At 62.1% G+C, this 21,481-nt stretch carries 22 protein-coding genes; 8 read left to right on the forward strand and 14 right to left on the reverse strand.

Translation table 11 applies throughout. The annotated features are described in order from the left end of the window. Positions 1-172 precede the first annotated feature (172 nt). On the reverse strand, positions 173-1,666 hold the full coding sequence (locus tag ACP7D4_RS19405; RefSeq protein WP_426210807.1) for a leucyl aminopeptidase: 1,494 nt from the start codon (positions 1,664-1,666) through the stop codon (positions 173-175). 68 nt (positions 1,667-1,734) lie between these two features. Between ACP7D4_RS19405 and lptF the strand changes: the two genes are divergently transcribed. From lptF to ACP7D4_RS19430, 5 genes are all read left to right on the forward strand, one after another. Next, entirely contained in the window at positions 1,735-2,874 is a 1,140-nt protein-coding gene (gene lptF / locus ACP7D4_RS19410) for an LPS export ABC transporter permease LptF (RefSeq protein WP_426100794.1), read from the forward strand. Continuing rightward, positions 2,871-4,049, forward strand: a complete 1,179-nt coding sequence (gene lptG, locus ACP7D4_RS19415; RefSeq protein WP_426210808.1) for an LPS export ABC transporter permease LptG — start codon at positions 2,871-2,873, stop codon at positions 4,047-4,049. Before lptF ends, lptG begins: the two co-directional genes overlap by 4 nt. Further along, positions 4,049-4,426, forward strand: coding sequence for a sirohydrochlorin chelatase (locus tag ACP7D4_RS19420; RefSeq protein WP_426210809.1), 378 nt, complete (start codon positions 4,049-4,051; stop codon positions 4,424-4,426). The genes lptG and ACP7D4_RS19420 overlap by 1 nt, the downstream gene beginning before the upstream one ends. Positions 4,427-4,494: 68 nt before the next feature. After that, positions 4,495-4,734 (forward strand): glycogen-binding domain-containing protein, encoded by a 240-nt coding sequence (locus ACP7D4_RS19425; RefSeq protein ID WP_426100800.1) that lies wholly within the window; start codon positions 4,495-4,497, stop codon positions 4,732-4,734. A 78-nt stretch (positions 4,735-4,812) separates the two neighbouring features. After that, complete coding sequence (locus ACP7D4_RS19430; RefSeq protein WP_426210811.1) at positions 4,813-6,102, forward strand: alpha-amylase family glycosyl hydrolase; 1,290 nt, start codon at positions 4,813-4,815, stop codon at positions 6,100-6,102. 66 nt (positions 6,103-6,168) lie between these two features. On the opposite strand, the gene ACP7D4_RS19435 is transcribed toward ACP7D4_RS19430, so the two are convergent. Then, positions 6,169-6,480 (reverse strand): hypothetical protein, encoded by a 312-nt coding sequence (locus tag ACP7D4_RS19435; protein WP_426100804.1) that lies wholly within the window; start codon positions 6,478-6,480, stop codon positions 6,169-6,171. An 87-nt stretch (positions 6,481-6,567) separates the two neighbouring features. Further along, the gene (gene hemP / locus ACP7D4_RS19440; RefSeq protein ID WP_426100806.1) at positions 6,568-6,744 is read right to left on the reverse strand and encodes a hemin uptake protein HemP; all 177 of its coding nucleotides are present in this window, start codon (positions 6,742-6,744) and stop codon (positions 6,568-6,570) included. A gap of 203 nt (positions 6,745-6,947) precedes the next feature. Between hemP and ACP7D4_RS19445 the strand changes: the two genes are divergently transcribed. Further along, on the forward strand, positions 6,948-7,355 hold the full coding sequence (locus ACP7D4_RS19445) for a hypothetical protein (protein ID WP_426210812.1): 408 nt from the start codon (positions 6,948-6,950) through the stop codon (positions 7,353-7,355). A gap of 128 nt (positions 7,356-7,483) precedes the next feature. Here the strand turns inward: ACP7D4_RS19445 and cobA are convergent, their stop codons facing one another. From cobA to ACP7D4_RS19475, 6 genes are read right to left on the reverse strand one after another with little or no spacing between them, the layout of a single operon-like run. Beyond that, on the reverse strand, positions 7,484-8,248 hold the full coding sequence (cobA, locus tag ACP7D4_RS19450) for a uroporphyrinogen-III C-methyltransferase (protein WP_426100810.1): 765 nt from the start codon (positions 8,246-8,248) through the stop codon (positions 7,484-7,486). 10 nt (positions 8,249-8,258) lie between these two features. After that, positions 8,259-9,578, reverse strand: coding sequence for a sulfate adenylyltransferase subunit 1 (locus ACP7D4_RS19455; RefSeq protein WP_426100812.1), 1,320 nt, complete (start codon positions 9,576-9,578; stop codon positions 8,259-8,261). Further along, entirely contained in the window at positions 9,578-10,516 is a 939-nt protein-coding gene (cysD, locus tag ACP7D4_RS19460; protein WP_426100814.1) for a sulfate adenylyltransferase subunit CysD, read from the reverse strand. The genes ACP7D4_RS19455 and cysD overlap by 1 nt, the downstream gene beginning before the upstream one ends. Before the next feature lie 34 nt (positions 10,517-10,550). Further along, positions 10,551-11,267, reverse strand: coding sequence for a phosphoadenylyl-sulfate reductase (locus ACP7D4_RS19465; protein ID WP_426210814.1), 717 nt, complete (start codon positions 11,265-11,267; stop codon positions 10,551-10,553). 10 nt (positions 11,268-11,277) lie between these two features. Next, positions 11,278-11,835, reverse strand: coding sequence for a DUF934 domain-containing protein (locus ACP7D4_RS19470; RefSeq protein WP_426210815.1), 558 nt, complete (start codon positions 11,833-11,835; stop codon positions 11,278-11,280). Continuing rightward, positions 11,828-13,516, reverse strand: a complete 1,689-nt coding sequence (locus ACP7D4_RS19475; RefSeq protein ID WP_426210817.1) for a nitrite/sulfite reductase — start codon at positions 13,514-13,516, stop codon at positions 11,828-11,830. Before ACP7D4_RS19475 ends, ACP7D4_RS19470 begins: the two co-directional genes overlap by 8 nt. 196 nt (positions 13,517-13,712) lie before the next feature. Between ACP7D4_RS19475 and ACP7D4_RS19480 the strand changes: the two genes are divergently transcribed. Both ACP7D4_RS19480 and ACP7D4_RS19485 read left to right on the forward strand, forming a co-directional pair. After that, a complete protein-coding gene (locus ACP7D4_RS19480; RefSeq protein WP_426100822.1) occupies positions 13,713-14,654 on the forward strand; it encodes a CysB family HTH-type transcriptional regulator in 942 nt (313 codons plus the stop codon). A 25-nt stretch (positions 14,655-14,679) separates the two neighbouring features. Continuing rightward, a complete protein-coding gene (locus ACP7D4_RS19485) occupies positions 14,680-15,330 on the forward strand; it encodes a class I SAM-dependent methyltransferase (RefSeq protein WP_426100824.1) in 651 nt (216 codons plus the stop codon). 71 nt (positions 15,331-15,401) lie between these two features. Here the strand turns inward: ACP7D4_RS19485 and ACP7D4_RS19490 are convergent, their stop codons facing one another. The 5 genes from ACP7D4_RS19490 to ACP7D4_RS19510 all read right to left on the reverse strand — a co-directional run bounded on the left by ACP7D4_RS19490 (position 15,402) and on the right by ACP7D4_RS19510 (position 21,326). After that, positions 15,402-16,412: a porin gene (locus ACP7D4_RS19490; protein ID WP_426100826.1), complete on the reverse strand. Its 1,011-nt coding sequence runs from the start codon at positions 16,410-16,412 to the stop codon at positions 15,402-15,404. Positions 16,413-16,622: 210 nt separating this feature from the next. Continuing rightward, on the reverse strand, positions 16,623-17,633 hold the full coding sequence (locus ACP7D4_RS19495; protein ID WP_426100828.1) for a porin: 1,011 nt from the start codon (positions 17,631-17,633) through the stop codon (positions 16,623-16,625). A 99-nt stretch (positions 17,634-17,732) separates the two neighbouring features. Then, complete coding sequence (locus ACP7D4_RS19500) at positions 17,733-18,986, reverse strand: PAS domain-containing sensor histidine kinase (RefSeq protein WP_426210819.1); 1,254 nt, start codon at positions 18,984-18,986, stop codon at positions 17,733-17,735. Positions 18,987-19,191: 205 nt separating this feature from the next. After that, positions 19,192-19,953, reverse strand: coding sequence for a LytR/AlgR family response regulator transcription factor (locus tag ACP7D4_RS19505; protein WP_426100832.1), 762 nt, complete (start codon positions 19,951-19,953; stop codon positions 19,192-19,194). Positions 19,954-20,048: 95 nt separating this feature from the next. Next, complete coding sequence (locus ACP7D4_RS19510; RefSeq protein WP_426210820.1) at positions 20,049-21,326, reverse strand: sensor histidine kinase; 1,278 nt, start codon at positions 21,324-21,326, stop codon at positions 20,049-20,051. Positions 21,327-21,481 lie beyond the last annotated feature (155 nt).

A 21,481-nucleotide genomic window follows, 5' to 3' on the forward strand; every position in this document is an offset into this window, starting at 1 on the left:
TAAGCGCCAGCGCAATCCGACATGCGTCGCGTTGACGCATGTCGGATTGCGCTGGCGCTTATCCGACCTACGCTCCTGACTGCGGCGCGTTCACACGAGTGGCAGCGCCGTCGTATTCTTGAGCACAAAAAAGCGGCCGCACGGGCCGCTTTTTGTCTTCAACCACCGCTGCTTACACGCGGTTGATCAAGAACTGCGTCAGCAGCGGCACCGGACGCCCGGTCGCGCCCTTGGACCCGCCCGACTTCCACGCCGTACCTGCGATATCCAAATGCGCCCAGGTGTACTTGCGCGTGAAATTCTCCAGGAAGCACGCCGCCGTCACGCTCGCGCCACCAGGGGTGCCGATGTTGGCCAGGTCGGCAAAATTCGACTTGAGCTGCTCGTTGTAGGCTTCCTCGATCGGCAGGCGCCATGCGGTGTCGCTGGTCTGCTTGCCGGCGGCGAGCAGTTCGGCCGCCAGCTTTTCGTGCGCCTCGTCGCTGCGGGTGAACAGGCCCGAATTATGGTTGCCCAGTGCGACGATGCAGGCGCCCGTCAGCGTGGCGATGTCCACCACCGCTGCCGGATTGAAGCGCTCGACGTAGGTGAGCGCATCGCACAGTACCAGGCGCCCTTCGGCGTCGGTGTTCAACACTTCGATCGTCAGGCCATTCATCGACGTGACGATGTCGCCCGGCTTGGTGGCGCGCCCCGACGGCATGTTCTCGCAGCTGGCGATGACGCCAATGACGTTGAGCTTGAGGTTCATTTCGCCCAGCGCGCGGAAGGTGCCCAGCACCGAGGCGGCGCCGCCCATGTCGTACTTCATCTCGTCCATGCCGGCGCCGGCCTTGATCGAAATGCCGCCGCTGTCGAAGGTGATGCCTTTGCCGACCAGGACCACCGGCGCGTCCTTCGACTTGCCGCCCATGTGCTTGAGCACGATGAATTTCGGCGGCTCGTCGCTGCCGTTGGTGACCGACAGGAAGCTGCCCATCTTGAGCGCTTCAAGCTGCTTGCGGTCGAGGATCTCGACGTCGAACTTGTATTCCTTGGCCAGCTTTTTGGCCGTGTTGGCCAGGTAGGTCGGGGTGCACACATTGGCCGACAGGTTGCCCAGTTCCTTGGTCAGGTCCATGCCGTTGGCGATCGCTTGCGCCTGCGCCAGCGCATTTTTGGCCTGGGCCGTTGCATCGAGCGCCAGCGTGACTTTTTTCACGCCCGCAGGCGCCGGATCCTTCTTGCTCTTCTGGCCGTCGGTGCGAAAGGCAGCCTCGTGCGCGCAGCAGAGCACGGTGCGAATCGCCCAGGCGGCGTCGCGCCCTTTCACATCGGCCATCGGTAGTGCGATAATGGCGTCCGTCGCGCCCAGTGTGGAGAACACCTTGAGCGTGGCGGTCACCGCAGTGGTAAAGCTTTTCTCGCTGACCGACTCCTCATTGCCAAGGCCGACGAGCAGCACGCGGGCGGCGCCCACGCCAGCCAGGCCGCGCAGCGTCAAGGTGGTGCCTGGCTTGCCGGTGATGTCGCCGGACTTGAGCGCGGCGCTGATTTCTCCGCCGTGATCGAGCTCTTTCGCTGCCGGCGACAGTTTTTTGTTTTCGAATACCGCAACCGCGATACAGCCTGTTTTGGCCGACGCGATGGTGTTTTTTGTATCGAATGCTTTTATGCTAAAGTCCATTTGAATCTCCATGTCGTGTTTTTCGCGTATTTGACGCGCACTGCCTAAACTATGATGTCCAACTTCGAATGATTTTTCAACGCGCCTTGCAACGTGAACTGGCCGCTTCGGCCGGAGCTACCTTCACCGTACTGTTTTCGATCCTCGTTACCTGGACCCTGATCGCCATTCTTGGCAAGGCCGCCGGTGGCAAGGTCGCCACAGGCGACGTGGTCGCGTTGATCTTCTTCGCAATGCTGAATTATCTGCCAACTGTCCTGACTCTCACCAGCTTTATTTCCGTTCTGGCCGTCGTCACGCGCAGCTATCGCGATTCCGAGATGGTTGTGTGGTTCGCCTCGGGCCTGTCGCTGGTGCGCTGGGTCCGGCCCGTCATGACCTTCGGCCTGCCGCTGGTGCTGCTCACCGCCGTCGTCAGTCTTTACGCCGGTCCCTGGGCCAAGATGAAAAGCACGGAGTTCGTCCAGCGCTTCGAAACACGCGAAGACTTGAAAAAAGTCTCGCCCGGCCAGTTTCGCGAATCGTCCTCCAGCAACCGCGTGTTTTTCGTCGAAGGCGTCTCGGGCGAATCGACCGTGGTGCAAAACGTGTTTGTCAATACCGTCGAGGACAAGATCAATACCGTCGTCGTCGCCAAGGAAGGCGTGATCGAGGCGGACGGCAAGGGCGGGCAATTCCTGGTTCTCAAGAACGGCCGACGCTATCAGGGCACGCCAGGGCAGGCCGATTTCCAGTCGATGGAGTTTGAACGCTACAGCATGCGCGTGGCCACCAAGATGCCCGTGACCGGCGGCGCCTTGCCGCCCGACGCGATGTCGACCATGGCGCTGGTAGCGGCGCCGAGTCCGGAAAATCGCGCCGAACTGCTGTATCGCATCGCCGAGCCGCTGACCTGCCTGCTGCTGATCTTGCTGGCCATTCCGCTCGGCTTCGTCAATCCGCGTGCCGGTAACGCGGCCAATATGATCGTGGCGCTGCTGATTTTTTTCACCTACATTAACCTGGCCAAGATGACCGAGTCGGCCGTTGCCCGCGGCAAGCTGCAATTTGCCACGGCCTGGTGGCCGCTGCACCTGCTCGTAGCGCTGTGGGTGGTGGGAATGTTCGCCTGGCGCCTGAATGTGAATCACCGCCTCCATCCCAAGGTGCTGTGGGCGGCGCTCAAGCGGCGCCGGCACGCGCCGCGCTGCAAGGCGAGTGCGGCATGAAAATCCTGCAGCGTTATTTCGCCGTCTCGATCGCCCAGGCGGTTGCCTTCGTGCTGGTCGCTTTCCTGGCGTTGAACGCGTTCTTCGACCTGACCGGGCAGTTGCCTGTGATTGGCAACAACGGCTACCGGCTGCAGCACGCGCTGCTGTTCGTGCTGCTGCGCTTGCCGTATCACGTGTATGTCGTGATGCCGATCGCCGCGCTGCTGGGCACCATTTATACGATGGCGCAGTTTGCCGCCAGTTCCGAATTTACGATCATGCGCGCGTCGGGCATGTCAACCCGGCAGGCCGCCTGGATGCTGTTCAAGATCGGTATCGTGCTGGTGCTGATCACCTTTATATTCGGCGAACTGATCGCGCCGCGCACCGCACCGGTGGCCGAACGCATGCGCCTGTCCGCGCGCGGCGCCACCGTCACCCAGGGCTTCGTCAGCGGCATGTGGACCAAGGACGTGGTGCGCAGCGAGGGCATCACCGGCGCCGTGACGGGTTCGCGTTTTTTTAACGTGCGCCAGTTTCGCAATGACGGCCAGCTGATCGACGTGCGGCTCTATGAATTCGACACCAACTTTCGCATGCGATCGCTGATCACCGCCGCGCGCGGCAGCTACAAGGGCAACAACACCTGGCGCCTGGAAGAGGTCACGCAGACCGTGTTTTCAAACACCGCGCCGGACGCCGCATCGGCGACGGCCGCAGGGCAGCAGGGCTTGTCCAACTACGGCCAGGACAGCAGCCGGGTCGTCACGCGCAAGCTGCCGGGGATGGACCTCGTTTCCGAAGTGACGCCCAAGATCATATCGGTCTCGGCCTCCGACCCGGACCGCATGTCGGCCAATGAGCTGGCCGTCTATGCGCGCCACCTGAGCGAGAACAAGCAGGAGAGCGAGCGCTTCCAGATCGCCTTCTGGAAAAAGCTCTTCGATCCGCTTGCCATTTTCGTCCTGATGGCGCTCGCGCTGCCGTTCGCCTACCTGCAAACGCGCAGCGGCGGGATCAGCATCAAGATTTTTGCGGGTATCATGCTCGGTGTCGGCTACATGCTGGTCAATAGTTTGTCCGCAAGCCTGGGCGTACTTAGTTCCATGCCGGCGCCGCTGACGGCAATCGCGCCCAGCCTGGTGTTCCTGGCACTCGCATTAGTCGCGCTGTGGCGCGTTGAAAGGCATTGATGACCCGTTCCCTGATCCTGTTTGCCCATGGCGCGCGCGCCGCGTCGTGGGCCGCGCCGTTCGAGCGGCTGGCCGCGCTGACCCAGGAACGCATGCCGCAGGTACCGGTGTCGCTGGCGTTCCTGGAATTGATGGAGCCGCGCCTGCCCGCCCATGTGGCCGAGCTGATCGCCGGCGGCGTGACCGACATCACCATCGTACCGGTGTTCCTGGGGCAGGGCGGGCATCTGCTGCGCGACCTGCCGCTGATGGTCGAGCAACTGCAGAGCGACCATCCGCAGCTCGCGCTGTGCGTGGCCGGCGCGGTCGGCGAAGACCCCGGTGTGCTCAACGCCATGACCGACTACTGCGTGGCGGCGTTCTCCAGATCGGCTTGACCGTAGCCGGCGTTGGCGATGGGCAGGCGTTGTAAAAGCGCTGCGCCACGCGGTAAAATACTGCCATCATGACAACCACCAATCCACCCCTGCGGCCCGACCTGCTGCCGCAAAAAACCGCGCGCGGCATCCGCTTTACTTTCGACGGCGGGGCCGGCATCGACTCCGTCGCGGTGGCAGGCACCTTCAATAACTGGGTGGGCGACAGCTTCCCTCTCACGCGGGTGGGCGCCGTCACCTGGCAGGCCATGGTGCCGGCCAAACCCGGACGCCATCACTACAAGTACGTCGTCAATGGGCGCGACTAGATCGTCGACCCCGCCAATCCCTGGATTTCGGAAGACGCGCAGAACAACTCCTGCTTTACCATCAACGAGTTCGGCGACGTGTTCGTACGGGCCGGCGAGGCCTCCCAGCAAACGCCCGGCGACCTGTACCGCCGCCGCAGCGCTGTAGCAAGTGCGCCGTGGCTCGCCAATGGCGTGATTTACCAGCTGTCGGTGCGTGCCTTCGGCGGCACCTTTGACGGCGTGCGCGAGCGCCTGGGCTACCTGCAGGAGCTTGGCATAAGCGTGATCTGGATAATGCCGGTGCAGCCCATCGGCGTGGCCGCGCGCATTGGCGAGAAGGGCGACCCCTACGCGGTGCGCGACTTCATGGCCATCGATCCGGAGCTGGGCACTGCCGATCAACTGCGCGCGCTGGTGGCCGACATCCACGCGCGCGGCATGCGCATCATGCTGGACTGGACGCTCAACCGCGCCAGTTGCGACAACGTGCTCACCGTAAGCCATCCTGCATGGTTTGCGCGCGACGCCGGCGGCGCAATTTACTATGCGGTGCCGGACCGCGCCTGTTTCGCCGGTTTCGACTTCAGCAACCGGCACTCGCGCGCCTGGCTGCTCAAGGCCATGCAGGATTGGGTGACCGGCTTTGATCTTGACGGCATGCGCTTTGACGACGCCGACATTACCCCGCTCGACTTCCTGGACGAGATCCGCGCCGCGCTGGTCGCCGTGCGGCCCGACATCGGCCTGATTTCACAATCGACCGACGAACTGCATCACCTCGACGCCTGCGACCTGACGTACGACGGCGGCGCGCGCGAGACCATGCTGCGCATCGCCGCCGGCGAAGCGACGGCCAACGCGCTGCGCTGGCAATGGGAAGAGTCCACCTACACCTTCCCGCGCGGGGCGCTGCGCATGCGCTGGCTGGAAGAAAAGGAGCAGGGCAGGGCTTTTCGCTACTTTGGCCCTGCGCTGCATCTGGCTGCGGCCGCCGTCGTGCTCACGCTTGACGGCGTGCCGCACCTGATGATGGGGCAGGAATTCAACGAGCCGCGCTGGCAGGACTGGCGTTCGCTGTTCGACGATTTCCGCCTTGACTGGGACAGCTTCGACCAAAGCACGTTCAAGCATTACCAGGCGCTGATCAAGTTGCGCCGCGCGCATGCGGCGCTGCGCCAGGGCGCGGTGCACTTCGTGCGCAGCGGCGTTCCCCAGCTGCTGGTGTACTGGCGCAGCAATGCCGATGCGCGTCTGCTGGTCGCGGTCAACCTCGCCGACACCGCCTGCGCGCTGCCCGCCGCCTTCGAAGCCCAGCAGATGCTGTACGCGCACGGCGTGCGCGGCCAGACACTGGCGCCTTTCGGCTGCGCCATCGCCAAAGCCTGACTAGTTGGGGCGTGCGAGCTCATACCCAGCTCGGACCCAGCTCAGACCCCGGCGCCGCAATGCCGGTCAGTGACTGCGCGGGCCGAAGCTGGGGAATAATTTCGGCCGGGTCGGCCGCGGCATCGCCTTGTCGACGACCAGGGCCCACTGCTCCGACAACTGCTGGCAGGTGGCCCGCAGCACCGGGTTCAGGTCGCCATGGCCGGCCAGCGCCTTCAAATGCCGTTCAATGACCGACGCCAGCTTCACGCACGCTCCCGCCTGCCCGGCCTGGGCGCTGTAGTGGGTCATCAAGTGCAGCGCGCTGGAGACCAGCAGTTCCGGCTGGGGCGGCAAACCGGGCGCGGTTGAGGGGGAATTTGTCAGGTCGATAGCCATGCAACGCTCCTAATAATGGTGGTTGATTGGCTCGCTTGCCGCATGGTGGCGGATGGCTGGCTGCATTCAGGGGAATTCAGGGAAAATTCAGGCGGTCAGGATCAGCTTGTTCAAGCGCGTCAGCCGCAATTGGTAGATTTTGCCCTCGTGCTCGATCTCGATCGACCGGGCTTGCCGAAGCAAGTCGTGGCTGCTCAGACGCACCGGCTGCGTTTGCCGGGCGGCCGGCGCCGCGGCGTGCTGCGGTAAAGCGTGCTTAGTCATCGGCTCACCTCCTGTTAAATGAGAATTATTCGCATTTGGATTATGGCCCATGGCGCCCGGGTTTGCAAGCGCCAAAAACGCACCCGGTAAATAATCGGTTCGTTTGTTTTAAATCAGTGTCAAACGGGACGTGAACGTTTGACGTGCACCGTGATTGGGACCAGACTTTCTTGATATTTTCTGCGATTCGATTGGGTCTGATCATGCTTGCAAACACCCTCAAATACCTGTTTGCCAACGTGCTTGACGTGTTCCGGCGCTCTGAAGTTGCGTTTGCTTCGTTTGGCGCCGAACGGCGCTGCGCGTTACGGCTGGACCGGCTTGGCGACCGCCTCCATCTGATGGGCGAGCGCATCAATCTTTTGCGTTCGCGCATGCACGATGAGGTCGGCGAGGCAATCGATACCGATCACGCACTGCGCAACGCCTTGCGCGGTTTAAAGGAAGATATTCGGGAGATTCGTTGCCAGCTGGCCGGGATGCAGTCGCCGCAGCTCAGCGCGCGCTTGCAGCGCGCCTTTGCCAGGCTGGGGAAGATTGCGGAACTGACCTACGCGAGTGCTGACAAGCTGCAGTGGGAGATTGACGAGCATGACCAGCGGTTTGTGTAGGTAGTCGCAAAGCCTCTACTGTAGGGCGGAAAAGCCCGCAGGGCGCATTCCGCCGAGAGGTCCCCGGGACGCTTGGCAAAATGCGCCCTGCGGGCTTTTCCGCCCTACGCCTTGCTCAATATATCGATTTATGCCCGCAGGCGCGCTGGCTTCGGCTCCGGCTCCGCGGCATCTGACGCCTGCTTCTCGCGCTGCTTCATCGCCTCGCCCAGCATCACCAGCACCGGTCCATGCGCCTGTCCCAGCCCTTGCGCCAGCGTCGCCAGCGTCAGCCTGAAAATGCGCTGATCGACCCGGCTGCAGTTTTCAATCACCACCACCGGCGTGTCGGGCCGCCGTCCCTGGTCCAGCATGCGCTGCGCCGTCACGCTCGCCTCGCGCCCGCCCATGTACTGCACCAGCGTATCGGTGTCGGGAATGGCCGATTGCCCCGCGTGCTCGGGCGCCGTGCTCGACGTAAAAAACGCCACGCTGCGCGATACGCCGCGCTTGGTCAGCGGTTGCCGCGTTGCGGCAGCCGCCGCCAGCGCCGTGGTAATGCCCGGCACCACTTCAACGGCGATTCCCGCTTCTTCCAGCGCGCGCAATTCTTCATCCGCGCGCCCGAACAGCATCGGGTCGCCACCTTTCAGGCGCACCACGATGGCGTGTTTTTTGGCGTTGTCGACCAGCTGCTTGTTGATGAACTGCTGCGCCGTCGACAGCTGGCCGCAGCGTTTGCCAACCAGGATCTTCTGCGCTTGCGGGCACAGTTCCAGCATCTCGGCGGTCACCAGCGCGTCGTGCAGCACCACGTCGGCTTGCGCCAGCAGGCGCGCACCGCGCAGCGTCATGAGGTCCTGGGCGCCGGGGCCGGCCCCCACCAGGTAGACTTTTCCGGGAACAGCTGTCATGGTGCTTGCCTTATTCGCCCAGACGGATCATGCCCGCGGCGACGGTCTGGTGGGTCACTTCATCGATCAGGATAAAGGCGCCGGTGGCGCGAATGTCGTCATACGCATCGGCCGCCAGCGGCTGCTGCACGGAGAGCGAAATGCGCGCAATGTCGTTCAGCTTCAAGCCTTGCGCGGGATGGCGCTGCTGGGTGTTGATGTCCAGCAGCGTGTCAATCGCCGTGACCTTGGCGCCCGTCTGCTTGGTGCCGTGCTTGATCCAGTATTTGCGGCGCAGGTCGAGCGGCTCGTCCGACATCCAGCACACGTCTGCGTTGAGCGTCTTGAGCAGCGTGGCCGGCTGGTCGGCGCCTGCCAGCAGGTCCCCGCGCGAAATGTCCAGGTGTTCATTGAGCAGCAGCGTGACCGACTGGCCCACCACGGCAAACTGGTGCGAGCCTTCCAGCGTGACGATATCCTTGACGGTGGCGCTTTGGCCCGAAGGCTGCACCACCAGCTTGTCGCCGACGCTGACCTTGCCCGCTTCGATCCGGCCCATGTAGCCGCGGAAGTCGTTCGCTTCGTGGCCGTTGTGGCGCGCCACCAGCTGCACCGGAAAGCGGAACGGCGCATTGTGCGACTCGTCGTAGACCGACAGCGACTCGAGCAGTTCGATCAGGGTCGGGCCTTCGTACCAACCGAGCTTGTCGCCGCGCTCGACGACGTTATCGCCCGTCAGGGCCGACAAGGGAATCGGGGTGATGTCCTTCAAGCCCAGCGTGGCGGCAAATTCCTGGTAAGCCTTGACGATGCGATCATAAATGGCCTGGTCGTAGCCGATCAGGTCCATTTTGTTGACCGCGACGACCACGTGCTCGATTTGCAGCAGGTGGGCGATGGTCGAGTGGCGCTTGGTCTGGATCAGCAGGTCGACGCCGCCGTCTTCACGCAGCTTGACCTTGGAAACGTCGATCAGGATGATGACCGCGTCCGCCGTCGAGGCGCCGGTGACCATGTTGCGCGTGTACTGTTCGTGGCCAGGCGTGTCGGCGATGATGAACTTGCGCTTGGGCGTGGCGAAGTAGCGGTAAGCGACGTCGATTGTGATGCCTTGTTCGCGCTCCGCTTCCAGGCCATCGGTCAGCAGCGACAGGTCGACTGCGTCGCCCACGGTGCGCTTGTGCTTGGAGCGCGACATGGCGTCGAGCTGGTCGGCGAAGATGCCTTTGCTGTCAAACAGCAGGCGTCCGATCAGCGTGCTTTTGCCGTCGTCGACGGAGCCGGCGGTAATAAAGCGCAGCAGGCCGCGTTCGGTCAGGGTGTCGGAGCTTGGGTCAATGCGGGCGTTCATCAGAAGTATCCTGCTTTCTTGCGTTTTTCCATCGACGCTTCGGAGGTCTGGTCGTCCATCCGGGTGGCGCCGCGTTCGGTGATCTGGGTAACGGCCGTTTCGGCGATGATCGCTTCAACCGTCGTGGCGTTCGATGATACGGGGCAGGTGCATGAAATGTCACCCACGGTGCGAAAACGCACCACTTGCGTTTCAACGGTTTCGCCTTCGCGCGCCGGCGTCAAATCGGTCAGCGGCACCAGTAAACCATTGCGCGGGATGACCTGGCGTTCGTGCGCGAAATAGATCGGCGGCAGGGCCAGCTTTTCGCGCTGAATGTAAAGCCAGACATCGAGTTCGGTCCAGTTCGAGATCGGGAACACGCGCATGTTTTCGCCCGGGTGGACGCGCGTGTTATACAGGTCCCACAGTTCCGGGCGCTGGGCCTTGGGATCCCACTGGCCAAATTCGTCGCGGAAGGAAAAGATGCGTTCCTTGGCCCGGGCCTTTTCTTCGTCGCGCCGCGCGCCGCCGATGCAGGCGTCAAATTTGTATTCGGCGATGGTCTCGAGCAGCGTGACCGCCTGCGCGGCATTGCGCGAATCGGTAGCCGGGTTACGCAGGCGCACGGTGCCCTTGCGGATCGATTCCTCGACCGAACCGACGATCAGCCGCTCACCCAGTTCGGCGGCGCGGGCGTCGCGGAAGGTGATCACTTCGGCGAAGTTGTGGCCGGTGTCGATGTGCACCAGCGGGAACGGGAATTTACCCGGGCGGAAGGCCTTTTCGGCCAGGCGCAGCAACACCACCGAGTCTTTGCCGCCCGAGAAAAGCAGGGCCGGATTGGCGCATTCGGCCGCCACTTCGCGCATGATGTGGATCGCTTCCGATTCCAGCGCGTCGAGGTGGCGCGCATTGACGTCGGTAAGTACGCGTGGGATGTCTGTTGTTGTATTCATTGCGTGGACCTGTTCTTGTTCAGCCAATTGAAATTCAAGCAGCTACGGATTTGATGCGAATCAGCTTGCCGTCGACCATGTGCAGCCCGCACTCCTTGGAGTACGGATTTTCCCACCACCAGCGCCCGGCGCGCACGTCTTCGCCCGGCTGCACGGCGCGCGTGCACGGTGCGCAACCGATCGATGGAAAGCCCTGGTCATGCAGCGCATTGTACGGAACCTGGTTGGCGCGGATGTAGTTCCAGACATCTTCCTCCGACCAGTCGGCCAGCGGATTGAATTTGGTCATGCCGTGCGCCGGGTCGTCTTCTTGCACATCGAGTTCGGCGCGGGTGGTGGACTGCGCGCGGCGCTGGCCCGTCACCCAGGCCTTGTTGCCGGCCAGCGCGCGTCCGAGCGGCTCCACCTTGCGGATGCGGCAGCATTCGCGGCGCATCTCGACGCTGTCGTAGAACGCATTCAAGCCATTGCGCGCCACGTAGTTTTCCACGGCCGCTTCCTGCGGCTTGTACAGCGTCACGTCGTAGCCGTAGGTGGCCTTGACCTGGTCGAGAACGGCCAGCGTCTCGGGGTGCAGGCGCCCGGTCTCGAGCGAAAAAATCCCGATCGGCAGGCCGGCTTTTAAAATCAGGTCGGTGAGGACCATGTCTTCGGCGGCCAGGCTGGAGGCGAAGACGGCGGGCGAGAACTCGGCCGCGATGCGCGCCAGCGTCTCGCTGGTGCTTGCCACCAGTGCGGTGATATCGCTCATGCGCGCGCCCTCAGATGCCAAAGCCGACGTCGTTGCTCTCGACGCGCACATCGCGCTCGAGGCGGCGAAACAGCGGCGCCTTGATGTCGACCGATGTCTGGTAGACCTCTGAAAAGTCGGTCAAGCCCTTGAGCGCATCGTTGATGTTGCGGTCCTGGCGCGTGGCAAACGCGTCAAAGCCGGTGCGGTGCATCTGGAACAGCTGGTCGCGCAGCACGTCGCCAATGGCGCGCAGCTCGCCCGTGTAGGCGAGGCGCATGCGCAGGTTGTAGGCGATCGAATAGCCGCGGCCATCGGTGAACTTGGGGAAGTCGACGGCGACAACGGCAAATTTGTCCAGCTCCCCTTTCAACACTTCAGGGCGCTCGTCGGAAGCGATCCAGACGCCAACTGCGGCGCGCGACGACAGCACGGCGCTCTGCGCCTGCCAGACGGCCAGCGGCACGATGATTTTGCCTTCGGGGACGACGGCGTCAGCAGCAGTCTGGCCTTCATCGAGGCGCAATACGCTCCAATCGTCGGCGACGACTTCGCGGCCCTTGATGATCTGTGGGTGATTTTCAAGCATAGTGGTCTTCTCCAACCAGGTTGCCCGCCTTGATCGGCGTGGCATAAACATGTTCCTTGAACGGGGCGACACCCAGGCGCTGCGCGGTGTCGACAAAGCGCTCGTCCTCGGCGCGCTCGCGCACGTACACTTGCAGCAGGCGGTCGATCACTTCGGGCATTTGCTGCGCCGAGAACGATGGTCCGATGATCTTGCCGATGGCCGAGTTGTTACCCTGCGCGCCGCCGATCGAGACCTGGTAAAACTCGCTGCCGTCCTTGTCCACGCCCAGTACGCCGATCGAGCCCACATGGTGATGTCCGCAAGCGTTAATGCAGCCGGAGATATTCAGTTCGATCTCGCCGATATCGTGCTGGAAGTCGATGTCGTCGAAGCGCTCGGCAATGGCCGCGGCGATCGGGATCGACTTGGCGTTCGCCAGCGAGCAAAAGTCGCCGCCCGGGCAGCAGATAATGTCGGTCAGCAGGCCGATGTTCGGCGTGGCCAGGCCATGAGCCTTGATCTCTTGCCACAGCTTGAACAACTCGCCCTGCTTGACGTCGGCCAGCACCAGGTTTTGTTCGTGCGTGACGCGCAGTTCGCCAAAGCTGTAGCGATCCGCCAGGTCGGCCACGAAGTCGATCTGGGTGGCGGTGGCGTCGCCCGGCGGCACGCCGGTTTTTTTCAGCGACAGCAGCACGATCGCGTAGCCCGGCACCTTGTGCGCCTTGACGTTACGCAGCAGCCAGTTGGAGAACGCCTTGTTGCCGGCGTGCTCGGCGAGCGGGTCGGTGCTCTCAAGCTGCTCGTAGGCGGGCGGCGTGAAGTAGGCGGCCACCCGGTTCATCTCGTCGACCGTCAAGGTGGACGGGCTGTTTTTCAAGTCCAGCCATTCTGCTTCGACCAGGCGCGTGAATGCTTCCACGCCGAGCGCCTTGACCAGGATCTTGATGCGCGCCTTGTACTTGTTGTCGCGCCGGCCGTACTGGTTATACACGCGCATGACCGCTTCGATATACGTGAGCATGTGCTGCCACGGCAAAAAGTCGCGCACGGTGCTGCCCAGGATCGGGGTGCGGCCCATGCCGCCGCCGACCATGACTTTAAAGCCAATCTCGCCGGCGTCGTTGTGCACCACCGTCAGGCCGATGTCGTGCACGGCAATGGCGGCGCGGTCTTCCACGGCGCCGTTGATCGCCACCTTGAACTTGCGCGGCAGGGCGGCAAATTCCGGGTGGAAGGTGCTCCACTGGCGCAGTACTTCGGCGTACGGACGCGGATCGATGATTTCGTCCGCGGCCACGCCCGCGTATTCGTCGGACGTGATGTTGCGGATGCAGTTGCCCGACGTTTGAATGGCGTGCATTTCCACCGAGGCCAGGTCGGCCAGGATGTCGGGCGTTTGCTCCAGTTCGATCCAGTTGAACTGGATATTCTGGCGCGTCGTGAAGTGGCCATAACCGCGGTCGTACTTGCGCGCGATGTGGCCGAACATGCGCATCTGGCTTGCCGACAGCAGGCCGTACGGGACGGCGATGCGCAGCATGTAGGCGTGGCGCTGCATGTACAGGCCATTTTGCAGGCGCAAGGGCACGAATTCGGCTTCGTCCAGCTCATTGTTGATGCGGCGCTCCACCTGGCTGCGGTATTGCGCGATGCGTTCCTTGACGATGAGATGGTCGTATTTGTCGTAGCGATACATATGTAATCCTGTTTTTTTACGGTCTTGATGCGCGGGGCAGAGCACCAGAGTCTCCCCAAACTAGCCCCAATGGTAATAAACTCCGTCTATATTCCAAAGGACTAAGAATTTATTTGCTTATATGCGTATCAGGCATAAGCAATCACTTAAAATGCTCGGGCAGGGCTTTTACTGAAGAAATAGAGAAAAAATAGCAATGAACCTTCATCAACTGCGCTTTGTGCGCGAAGCGGTGCGCCAGAATTACAACCTGACCGACGCGGCCAAGGCGCTGTTCACGTCCCAGCCGGGCGTGTCCAAGGCCATTATTGAACTTGAGGAAGAGCTCGGCGTTGATATTTTCACACGCCATGGCAAGCGCATCCGCGGCTTGACCGAACCCGGCCGGCTGGTGCTGGCCTCGGTGGAACTGATCATGCAGGAAATCGACAGCCTCAAGCGTATAGGCAAGGAATATGCGGCCCAGGACAGCGGCAGTTTCACCATTGCCACCACGCACACGCAGGCGCGCTACACGCTGCCCAAGGTGGTGCAGGCGTTCATGCTCAAGTATCCCAAGGTGCGCTTGTCGCTACTGCAAGGCAATCCGCGCCAGATTGCGGAGATGGTCCAGCGCGACCAGGCCGATCTGGCCATCGCCACCGAATCGATTGCCGGCATCGACGGCCTGATCACGCTGCCGTGCTATCAATGGGAGCATGTAGTCGTGGTGCCGCCCGACCATGCGCTGTTAAAATCGAAGGCCGTGTCGCTGGAAGAAATCGCGACTTACCCCTTGATTACCTACGATGGCGCGTTTGCCGGGCGCAGCAAGATCGACCACGCTTTCGGCCTGCGCGGTCTCAAGCCCGACGTGCTGCTCGAAGCTATCGACGCCGACGTCATCAAGACTTATGTCGAACTTGGCATGGGAGTTGGTATCATAGCGGGGATGGCCTTCGATGCCGAGCGCGACAAAAGCCTGCGGGCAATTCCTGTCGGCCACTTGTTCGGCATGAATGTGTCGCGGGTGGCGGTCAAGCAGGGCGCTTATCTGCGCAGTTATATCTACACCTTTATCGAGCTGCTGGCGCCCACGCTGAACCGCAAGCTGGTCGAGTCCGCCATGAGTGGCAACAAAGACAACTACGAGCTGTGACGCAACGTATTACCTTAAGAAAAACATGATTACCGAACAATCTGCCCAGTTTTATGCCAAGAGCGCTTCCAACCACGACCGCATCTACGACCGCCCTGAACGCCAGGATGACCTGGAAGCCATGCGCGGGCACGTCGCCGAGGCCTTGCGCGGGCACACCGTGCTCGAACTCGCCTGCGGCACCGGCTACTGGACCCGCATCATCGCCGAGGTGGCCGACAAGGTCGTGGCCACCGACATCAATCCGGAAATGATCGCCATGGCCGCTTTGCGCGCGATGCCGGCCGACAAAGTCACGCTGCGCGTCGCCGATGCCTATGACTTGCCGGAAGATATAGGCGATTTTACGGCCGTGTTCATCGGATTCTGGTGGTCGCACGTGGGGCGCGAAGTGCAGGAGAAATTCCTGGCGCAGTTGCGTGCCAGGGTGGGCAAGGATATGTGGATCGTGCTGCTGGACGACGCGTATGTGGAAGGCAGCAGCGAGACTGTGGCGCGCACGGATATGGAAGGCAATACGTACCAGATCCGCACCGCGCCCGATGGCGAGCGCTATGAAATTCCCAAGACCTATCCGTCCGACAGCGCGCTGCGCAAGAAGCTGGCCTCGTCGGTGCGCGAAATCAAGATCGTGCGGCTGGAGTATTACTGGATGCTGACTTGCCGCCTGAAGTGACATCCATGGATGTTGCGCCGTAAACGAAAAAAGCACGCATTGACGCGTGCTTTTTGCATTGCGGGTAAAACTTAAAACATATGACGCATGCCGAGCGTGAACGCCTTAGGATCGGCGCCCAGCGACGCGACCGGCACGACAACGCTGCTGCCTGCCGAGTTGATGCCGAACACGGCTTGGTCGTTGTTGCGGATCGTCGCGTACGCTGCGTACACATTGGTGCGCTTGGACAGCGTGTACGAGTAAGCCACGCTGAAACCGTTGCCGCGCGCGCCGTTTTCCAGCTCGCTGCGCTGGTAGTTGCCGAACACTTTGTTGGCGCCGAAGGCGTACGAAGCGCCCGCGTTGAGCTGCTCGTACTGGTTGTTGGCACCAGTTGGATCGGCAGTCATGTAGTTGCCGCGGAACTCGATGTCGCCCATTTTGTAAGCCGCGCCAAGGATCATTTCCTTGTCGTCGCCGCTCAGCTGGCGCTCGATGGTGTGGTAGCCGGCGCCCAGGTACAGGTTGCCCAGCGTGTAAGAGGCCGACACGCCCTTCAGGTTCTGGGAGGCACCGGTGGCAACTTCGCCGGCGCTGTAGGCCAGGCCGAGCTTGAAGCCGGAGTACGAAGGCGACTTGTAGTTGACCGAATTGCTCAGGCGGCGGGTCAGGCGGCCGGCGTTGAACGAATTCAAGTTGGTGCCGTAGAAACCCTGGCCGTTAATATCGGTCAAACCTGCAACGTCGGCGATTGGCGAGTACTCGCGACCGATCGTGATCAGGCCGAACGAACCTTCCAGGCCAACGACTGCGCGGCGACCGAACAAGGCAGAGTCGCCCATGCCGGTGTCGAACTGGGCGCCCGCTTCCAGGTTGAACATGGCTTTCAGGCCGCCACCGATGTCTTCGGTGCCGCGAAAGCCAAAACGGCTGGTCGACTGGTTGCCCGAAGCGACGATGTTACGGCCGCCGGCCGGCGCGCCAGTGTCTTCGCGCGCGATCGATGCGTCGGCAATGCCATAAACCGTGACGCTCGACTGCGCCGATGCGGCCAGAGGAAGCGTTGCGAACAGTGCAGCTACCAATAATTTACCTTGCATGTGAATCTCCATAGAATGACTTCAAAAGTTTGCAACAAATTAATCGAGAGCATTATAGCCCCTGGCGAGAGCCCATGTTGCCGGGGGAGGCAGGGCGGGGGTGTGGATTACACGTAAGTCGTACAAAAATCAGACACAAATCACAAGTAAAGCACCTTGAGTAAACGAAAAAAGCACGCGCAAGGCGTGCTTTTTGGGGAACAGGGTCGCTTAGAACGAGTGGCGCATGCCCAGTACCAGCGCTTTTGGATCCGCACCTGGCGCCGTGGTCGGCGGCGTCACGTTGGTGCTTGACGAATTCATGCCGAACAGACCGGTGGCGTTGTTGCGCAGCGTCGAGTACGACGCGTAGACGTTGGTGCGCTTGGACAGCGAGTACGTGTAAGCGACGGCAATCCCGTTGGCCTTGGCGCCGTTTTCCAGCTTGTTGGTCTGGTAATTGGCAAAGAACTTGTGCGCGTCCATGCCGTAGGAAGCGCCCAGGTTGACTTGTTCGAACTGATTGTTCGCACCGGTCGGGTCCGCTTCCAGGTAGTTGGCCTTCAGTTCGACCGTGCCGAACTTGTAGCCCGCGCCGACGATCATTTCCTTGTCGTCGCCGCTCGCCAGGCGCTCCAGCGTATGGTAACCGGCGCCGATGTACAGGCCGGCGTTGGTGTAGTCGGCCATGACGCCCTTGAGCGTGCCCGATGGGCCGGTGGAAGTTTCGCCGGCCGAGTACGCCAGGCCTGCCTTGAAGCCGCTCATCGTAGGTGTGCGGTAGTTCACCGAGTTGCTCAGACGGCGCGTCAGGCGGCCCGTGGTGAAGGCATTCAGATTGCTGCCGTAGAAGCCTTGGCCGAACACGTCGGTTTCCTTGGCCACGTCGGCGATCGGGCTGTATTCGCGGCCCAGGGTGAGCGAACCGAAGCCGCCCGACAAGCCGACCACGGAGCGGCGGCCGAACAATGCCGTGTCGCTGGCACCGGTATCGAGCGCGACGCCCGCTTCGATGTTGAACATCGCTTTCAGGCCATTGCCCAGGTCTTCCGTGCCTTTGAAGCCGAGGCGGCTGCTTGACTGGTTGCCCGAATTGACGACGTTGCGGCTGCCGTTAGGCGCGCCGGTGTCTTCGTGGGCGATGGCGGCGTCCATCACGCCATACACGGTGACGCTCGACTGTGCCGATGCTGCCAGGGGAAGGGACGCGAACACTACAGCTGCCAACAATTTGACTTGCATATGAATCTCCATGGGTTTGCTTCAACGAGTTGCTTACTAATCGACGGAAATTATATCGAGCAAGTGTGTCACGTTGATGACAGGGAGATATTGTTGCAATCAGGGAGGATTGGCGCCGATGCGCCCCGCCGGCTGCGCCTGAGGGGCGCCTTGCGCGGCGCTTTGCTCGTCGCCGGACGGCATGGGGGGCAGCGGCAGCACGATGTCGATGCGGGTGCCGGGAGGGTCGTCGCCGCTGACGCTGATTTCGCCGCGCAAGCCCCAGACCCGCTCGCGCATGCCGATCAGGCCGAGCGACTGCGATTTGTCGAAGTCGGACGCCTGGATGCCGCGCCCGTCGTCGCGGATCGAAATCAAGAGCTGGCCATTGATGCGGTACAGGTACATGGTAACGCTCAAGGCTGCCGCGTGGCGCGCGATATTGGTCAACGCTTCCTGGATGATGCGAAAGATCGCGGTGCTGGCCGCGTCGTCCAGGCGCAGCTCGGCTTCATCGGCGAACAGCGCGCAACTGATGCCGTGGCGCTGCACGAACTCGTCGCGCAAGCCTTTCAGTGCGAAAAACAGGCCGCCTTCATCGAGCGCGCGCGGACGCAGGTTGGTGGCGATGCGGCGCAGCGAATGGATGGCCGTCAGCAAATTCTCTTCCATACCTTCCATCAAGCGCGCATCGGTGGCGCCGGTGTGTGCTTGCCTGGCGTGTGCTTCCTGCTGCAGCAAATTGAGGTCCATGCGCAGCGAAGCCAGCAGTTGCCCCAGGTCGTCGTGCAATTCACGGGCGATGTGGGCGCGTTCTTCCTCGCGCACCGTTTGCAGCGCGGCCGACAGTTGGCGCAACTGGGCGTGCGAGCGCGACAGCTTTTCCTGCACTTGCTGGCGCTCGGTGACGTCGCGCAAGATGATGGTGTTGATCAATTTGTCGCCTTCAACCGTGCTCGAGACCGAGCCTTCGAGGGGGAACGTTTCGCCGCTGGCGCGCACGCCCGTGACGGCGTAGTCGGTGGCGCGGCGCCCGGCGCGCCCGGCGCCGTCGCCAAAATAGGCGGGCGTGGCATCGCGCGAAGCGGTGGGCAGCGGATAAATGAACCGGCTCAGGTGGCTGCCTTGCATTGCCTCGACGGTGGTGGCGAACATGGATGCGGCCGACGGATTGACCAGCACCACGGTTTGCGATTCGTCAGTGGAGATAATCGCTTCGCTGGCATTGTGGATGATGTCGCGGCTGTGGCTTTGCGCAAACCGTGGACCCCGGGTGTTTGCCAGCGCGCGCGCCAGAAGTTGCCCGCCTGCGAAGCCGAGCACGAAAAACCCCGCGCGCCAGGCTGGCAAACGGGGAAAACGCGGAAATGTCATGGAGCGTGCCTGCCGTTGGTGGCACGCGAAGCGCGCCCGGGACCAGCTTAGTGCAGAAGAAGGAAGTGGGCGTTGAGGGCCCACAAGCCGCGCACAAGCGTAAGCTGTAGGGCGAGCTGTCGGGCGAGCTGTCGGGCGAGCTGTAGGGCGGAAAAACGCAGAGCATTGCGCCGCGAGCCGTCGAGACGCGTCGCGCGCTGCATGGCTACATCTGCTTAAACAAGTGCAAGAAACTGCGGCTCACTTCAAGCTTGTCTGGCTTGCCCTTGATCAGCACCAGATGGCGCCCGCGAATGTCGCGCGTGACCCCCTCGATCGCATTCACGTTTACCAGCGTGGCCCGGTGGATCTGCCAGAACAGCGCAGGATCGAGTTCCTCGGCCAGGTCGCGCACCGGTTTGCGAATCAGCGCTTCAAACTTTTCGGTCTGCACGCAGGTGTATTTCTCATCCGAGCGGAAAAATAAAATCTCTTCCACGGGAATCATGCGCAAGTCTTGCCCAATGCTGGCCTGGATCCATTGCAGATAGGTCGGCTTGGGCGCGGCCATCTTTTCGGCCAGCTGCGACAGCATGGCCGTCACGCTCTCGTTGACCGCTTCTTTCGGCCGCGCCAGGCGCGCCTTGAGGCGGTCCACCGTCACTTGCAGGCGTTCCTGCTCGGGCGGCTTGAGCACGTAGTCCACCGCGCCGCGCTCGAACGCTTCGACCGCATACTGGTCATACGCGGTCACGAACACGATGTTGCTGCCGGTACCGATGGCGCGCGCCGCATCCATGCCCGTCTTGCCGGGCATGCGGATATCGAGGAAGGTGAGGTCGGGTTTCAGTTGCGCGACCAGTTCGATGGCTTCATCGCCGTTCTTGGCTTCGCCGACTATTTCTAGTTCGGGCCACACCTGAGACAGGCGCATGCGCAGCTGGTCCCGCATGAGTCTTTCGTCGTCGGCAATGATTGCTGTAGGCATGGTCCGTTGGGCTCTGGTGATCAGGGTGCCAATTATTCAACGAATCGCCGCTTTAATCAATCGATTCCTTGGTCAATCGATGCCTTGGCGAGTGCTTACTTCGACACCTGGTACGGCACTTCGATGGTGACAATCACGCCGGTGGGGGTGTTGGCGGCGATGTGCAGCTGGCCCTGGTCGCCGTGCAGCAGCTTGAGCCGTTCACGGATGGTGGGCAAACCCAGCCCGGTGCCGTCGCTTGGCATCACGCCAAAGCCCACGCCGTCGTCGGCGACGATCACGCGCAGCTTGCCGCTGGCAACTTCAGCGACGATGCGCAGGGTGCCGCCTTCGGCCTTGCATTCGAGGCCATGCTTGATTGCGTTTTCGACCATCGATTGCAGCATCATGGGCGGGAAGGCGGCGCTGCGCAAGCCTTCGGGAATTTGCATGTCGACCGTCAGGCGTTCTTCCATGCGCATCTTGAGCAGGTTCAGGTACGCCTTGACCATGTCCGCTTCGCGCCCCAGGTTGGTAACGACGGCGTTGTCGCGCATCTGCGGCAGCACGGCCCGCAGGTACTGGATCAGGCTGCGCTGCATGGCCGAGGCGCGCGGTGGATCCGTTTCGATCAGGTATTCGACGGACGCGAGCGTATTGAATAAAAAGTGCGGCTCGACCTGGGCCTGCATCATTTGCATCTTGGTTTCTGAGAGCTGGCGCTGCATCGATGCGCGCTCGGCGGCAGCGTTGGCCGTCATGGTTTCCGCCTCGGCGCGCTTCTTGCCGCCCACCAGCGCTTTCATGGCAAGCAAGGCGAGAATAAGCAGCGACACAAAGCTGATGAACCAGGTCGACGCCTGCTTTTCGTAGCGCGTCACTTTCTGTTCGGCCGCGTCTTCCACCGCTTTTTCGATCGCGTTCGACAGTTCTTCGCCGATTTGCGGCGGCAATTCGATGTGCACCGCGTCGCCGCTGTCGGGCATCGAGGCCACGTCCGGCGTGGTCTCCGGGGCTGGCGTGCCCGGCTCGGCCGGGTCCGCCGCCGGCTCGGGCGGGGCGGGCGGGGTCGGTGGCACCGGCGCCACCGGTTGCTTGACCGGCTTGCCGGGATTGAAGTGAATTCCGCTGTCGTCGATCAGGATGGTCGCTTCCGGCTTCTTGCCCTTCTTCTTATGCCCATCCTTGGCGCTGTCCGAGCGCACCACGACTTCACCGGAGGTGGAAAACAACTGGTCTTGCAAGATGTTGGCGGCGATCAGCGAGACGGCGGCAAACAGGAAAAATTTCCACCATGATAATTCGGTGACCCAGGTCGTGGTTGCATCGAAAGCGCGATGCAGCCATGCCATGATGGCACTGATGTCCTGCTGGGAAAGGCGGCGAGAAGGCATGGTGAACTGTTTTCCGTAGTCAAATCAAAACGCGATGGCGCGTGGCAAGGGCCAGTGGCAGAGGCGAGTGTAAAGCATCGCATGTCCCTGCCGCAAAAACGTGATCGGCGCGTCTTAGCGCTGTTGGGATGATGCAACTTTAGTCCCCCATCCAG

It is taken from the genome of Massilia sp. TWP1-3-3 (assembly GCF_049897805.1).
Taxonomy (GTDB): domain Bacteria; phylum Pseudomonadota; class Gammaproteobacteria; order Burkholderiales; family Burkholderiaceae_D; genus Telluria_A.

Coding starts and splice junctions, on each gene's coding strand:
- hemP (WP_426100806.1), bottom strand. CDS start 6,744: ATGACTAAGCACGCTTTACCGCAGCACGCCGCGGCGCCGGCCGCCCGG.
- ACP7D4_RS19490 (WP_426100826.1), bottom strand. CDS start 16,412: ATGCAAGGTAAATTATTGGTAGCTGCACTGTTCGCAACGCTTCCTCTG.
- ACP7D4_RS19405 (WP_426210807.1), bottom strand. CDS start 1,666: ATGGACTTTAGCATAAAAGCATTCGATACAAAAAACACCATCGCGTCG.
- ACP7D4_RS19435 (WP_426100804.1), bottom strand. CDS start 6,480: ATGGCTATCGACCTGACAAATTCCCCCTCAACCGCGCCCGGTTTGCCG.
- cobA (WP_426100810.1), bottom strand. CDS start 8,248: ATGACAGCTGTTCCCGGAAAAGTCTACCTGGTGGGGGCCGGCCCCGGC.
- ACP7D4_RS19480 (WP_426100822.1), top strand. CDS start 13,713: ATGAACCTTCATCAACTGCGCTTTGTGCGCGAAGCGGTGCGCCAGAAT.
- ACP7D4_RS19445 (WP_426210812.1), top strand. CDS start 6,948: ATGCTTGCAAACACCCTCAAATACCTGTTTGCCAACGTGCTTGACGTG.
- ACP7D4_RS19465 (WP_426210814.1), bottom strand. CDS start 11,267: ATGAGCGATATCACCGCACTGGTGGCAAGCACCAGCGAGACGCTGGCG.
- cysD (WP_426100814.1), bottom strand. CDS start 10,516: ATGAATACAACAACAGACATCCCACGCGTACTTACCGACGTCAATGCG.
- lptG (WP_426210808.1), top strand. CDS start 2,871: ATGAAAATCCTGCAGCGTTATTTCGCCGTCTCGATCGCCCAGGCGGTT.
- ACP7D4_RS19495 (WP_426100828.1), bottom strand. CDS start 17,633: ATGCAAGTCAAATTGTTGGCAGCTGTAGTGTTCGCGTCCCTTCCCCTG.
- ACP7D4_RS19420 (WP_426210809.1), top strand. CDS start 4,049: ATGACCCGTTCCCTGATCCTGTTTGCCCATGGCGCGCGCGCCGCGTCG.
- ACP7D4_RS19510 (WP_426210820.1), bottom strand. CDS start 21,326: ATGCCTTCTCGCCGCCTTTCCCAGCAGGACATCAGTGCCATCATGGCA.
- ACP7D4_RS19425 (WP_426100800.1), top strand. CDS start 4,495: ATGACAACCACCAATCCACCCCTGCGGCCCGACCTGCTGCCGCAAAAA.
- ACP7D4_RS19470 (WP_426210815.1), bottom strand. CDS start 11,835: ATGCTTGAAAATCACCCACAGATCATCAAGGGCCGCGAAGTCGTCGCC.
- ACP7D4_RS19455 (WP_426100812.1), bottom strand. CDS start 9,578: ATGAACGCCCGCATTGACCCAAGCTCCGACACCCTGACCGAACGCGGC.
- lptF (WP_426100794.1), top strand. CDS start 1,735: ATGATTTTTCAACGCGCCTTGCAACGTGAACTGGCCGCTTCGGCCGGA.
- ACP7D4_RS19475 (WP_426210817.1), bottom strand. CDS start 13,516: ATGTATCGCTACGACAAATACGACCATCTCATCGTCAAGGAACGCATC.
- ACP7D4_RS19505 (WP_426100832.1), bottom strand. CDS start 19,953: ATGCCTACAGCAATCATTGCCGACGACGAAAGACTCATGCGGGACCAG.
- ACP7D4_RS19485 (WP_426100824.1), top strand. CDS start 14,680: ATGATTACCGAACAATCTGCCCAGTTTTATGCCAAGAGCGCTTCCAAC.
- ACP7D4_RS19500 (WP_426210819.1), bottom strand. CDS start 18,986: ATGACATTTCCGCGTTTTCCCCGTTTGCCAGCCTGGCGCGCGGGGTTT.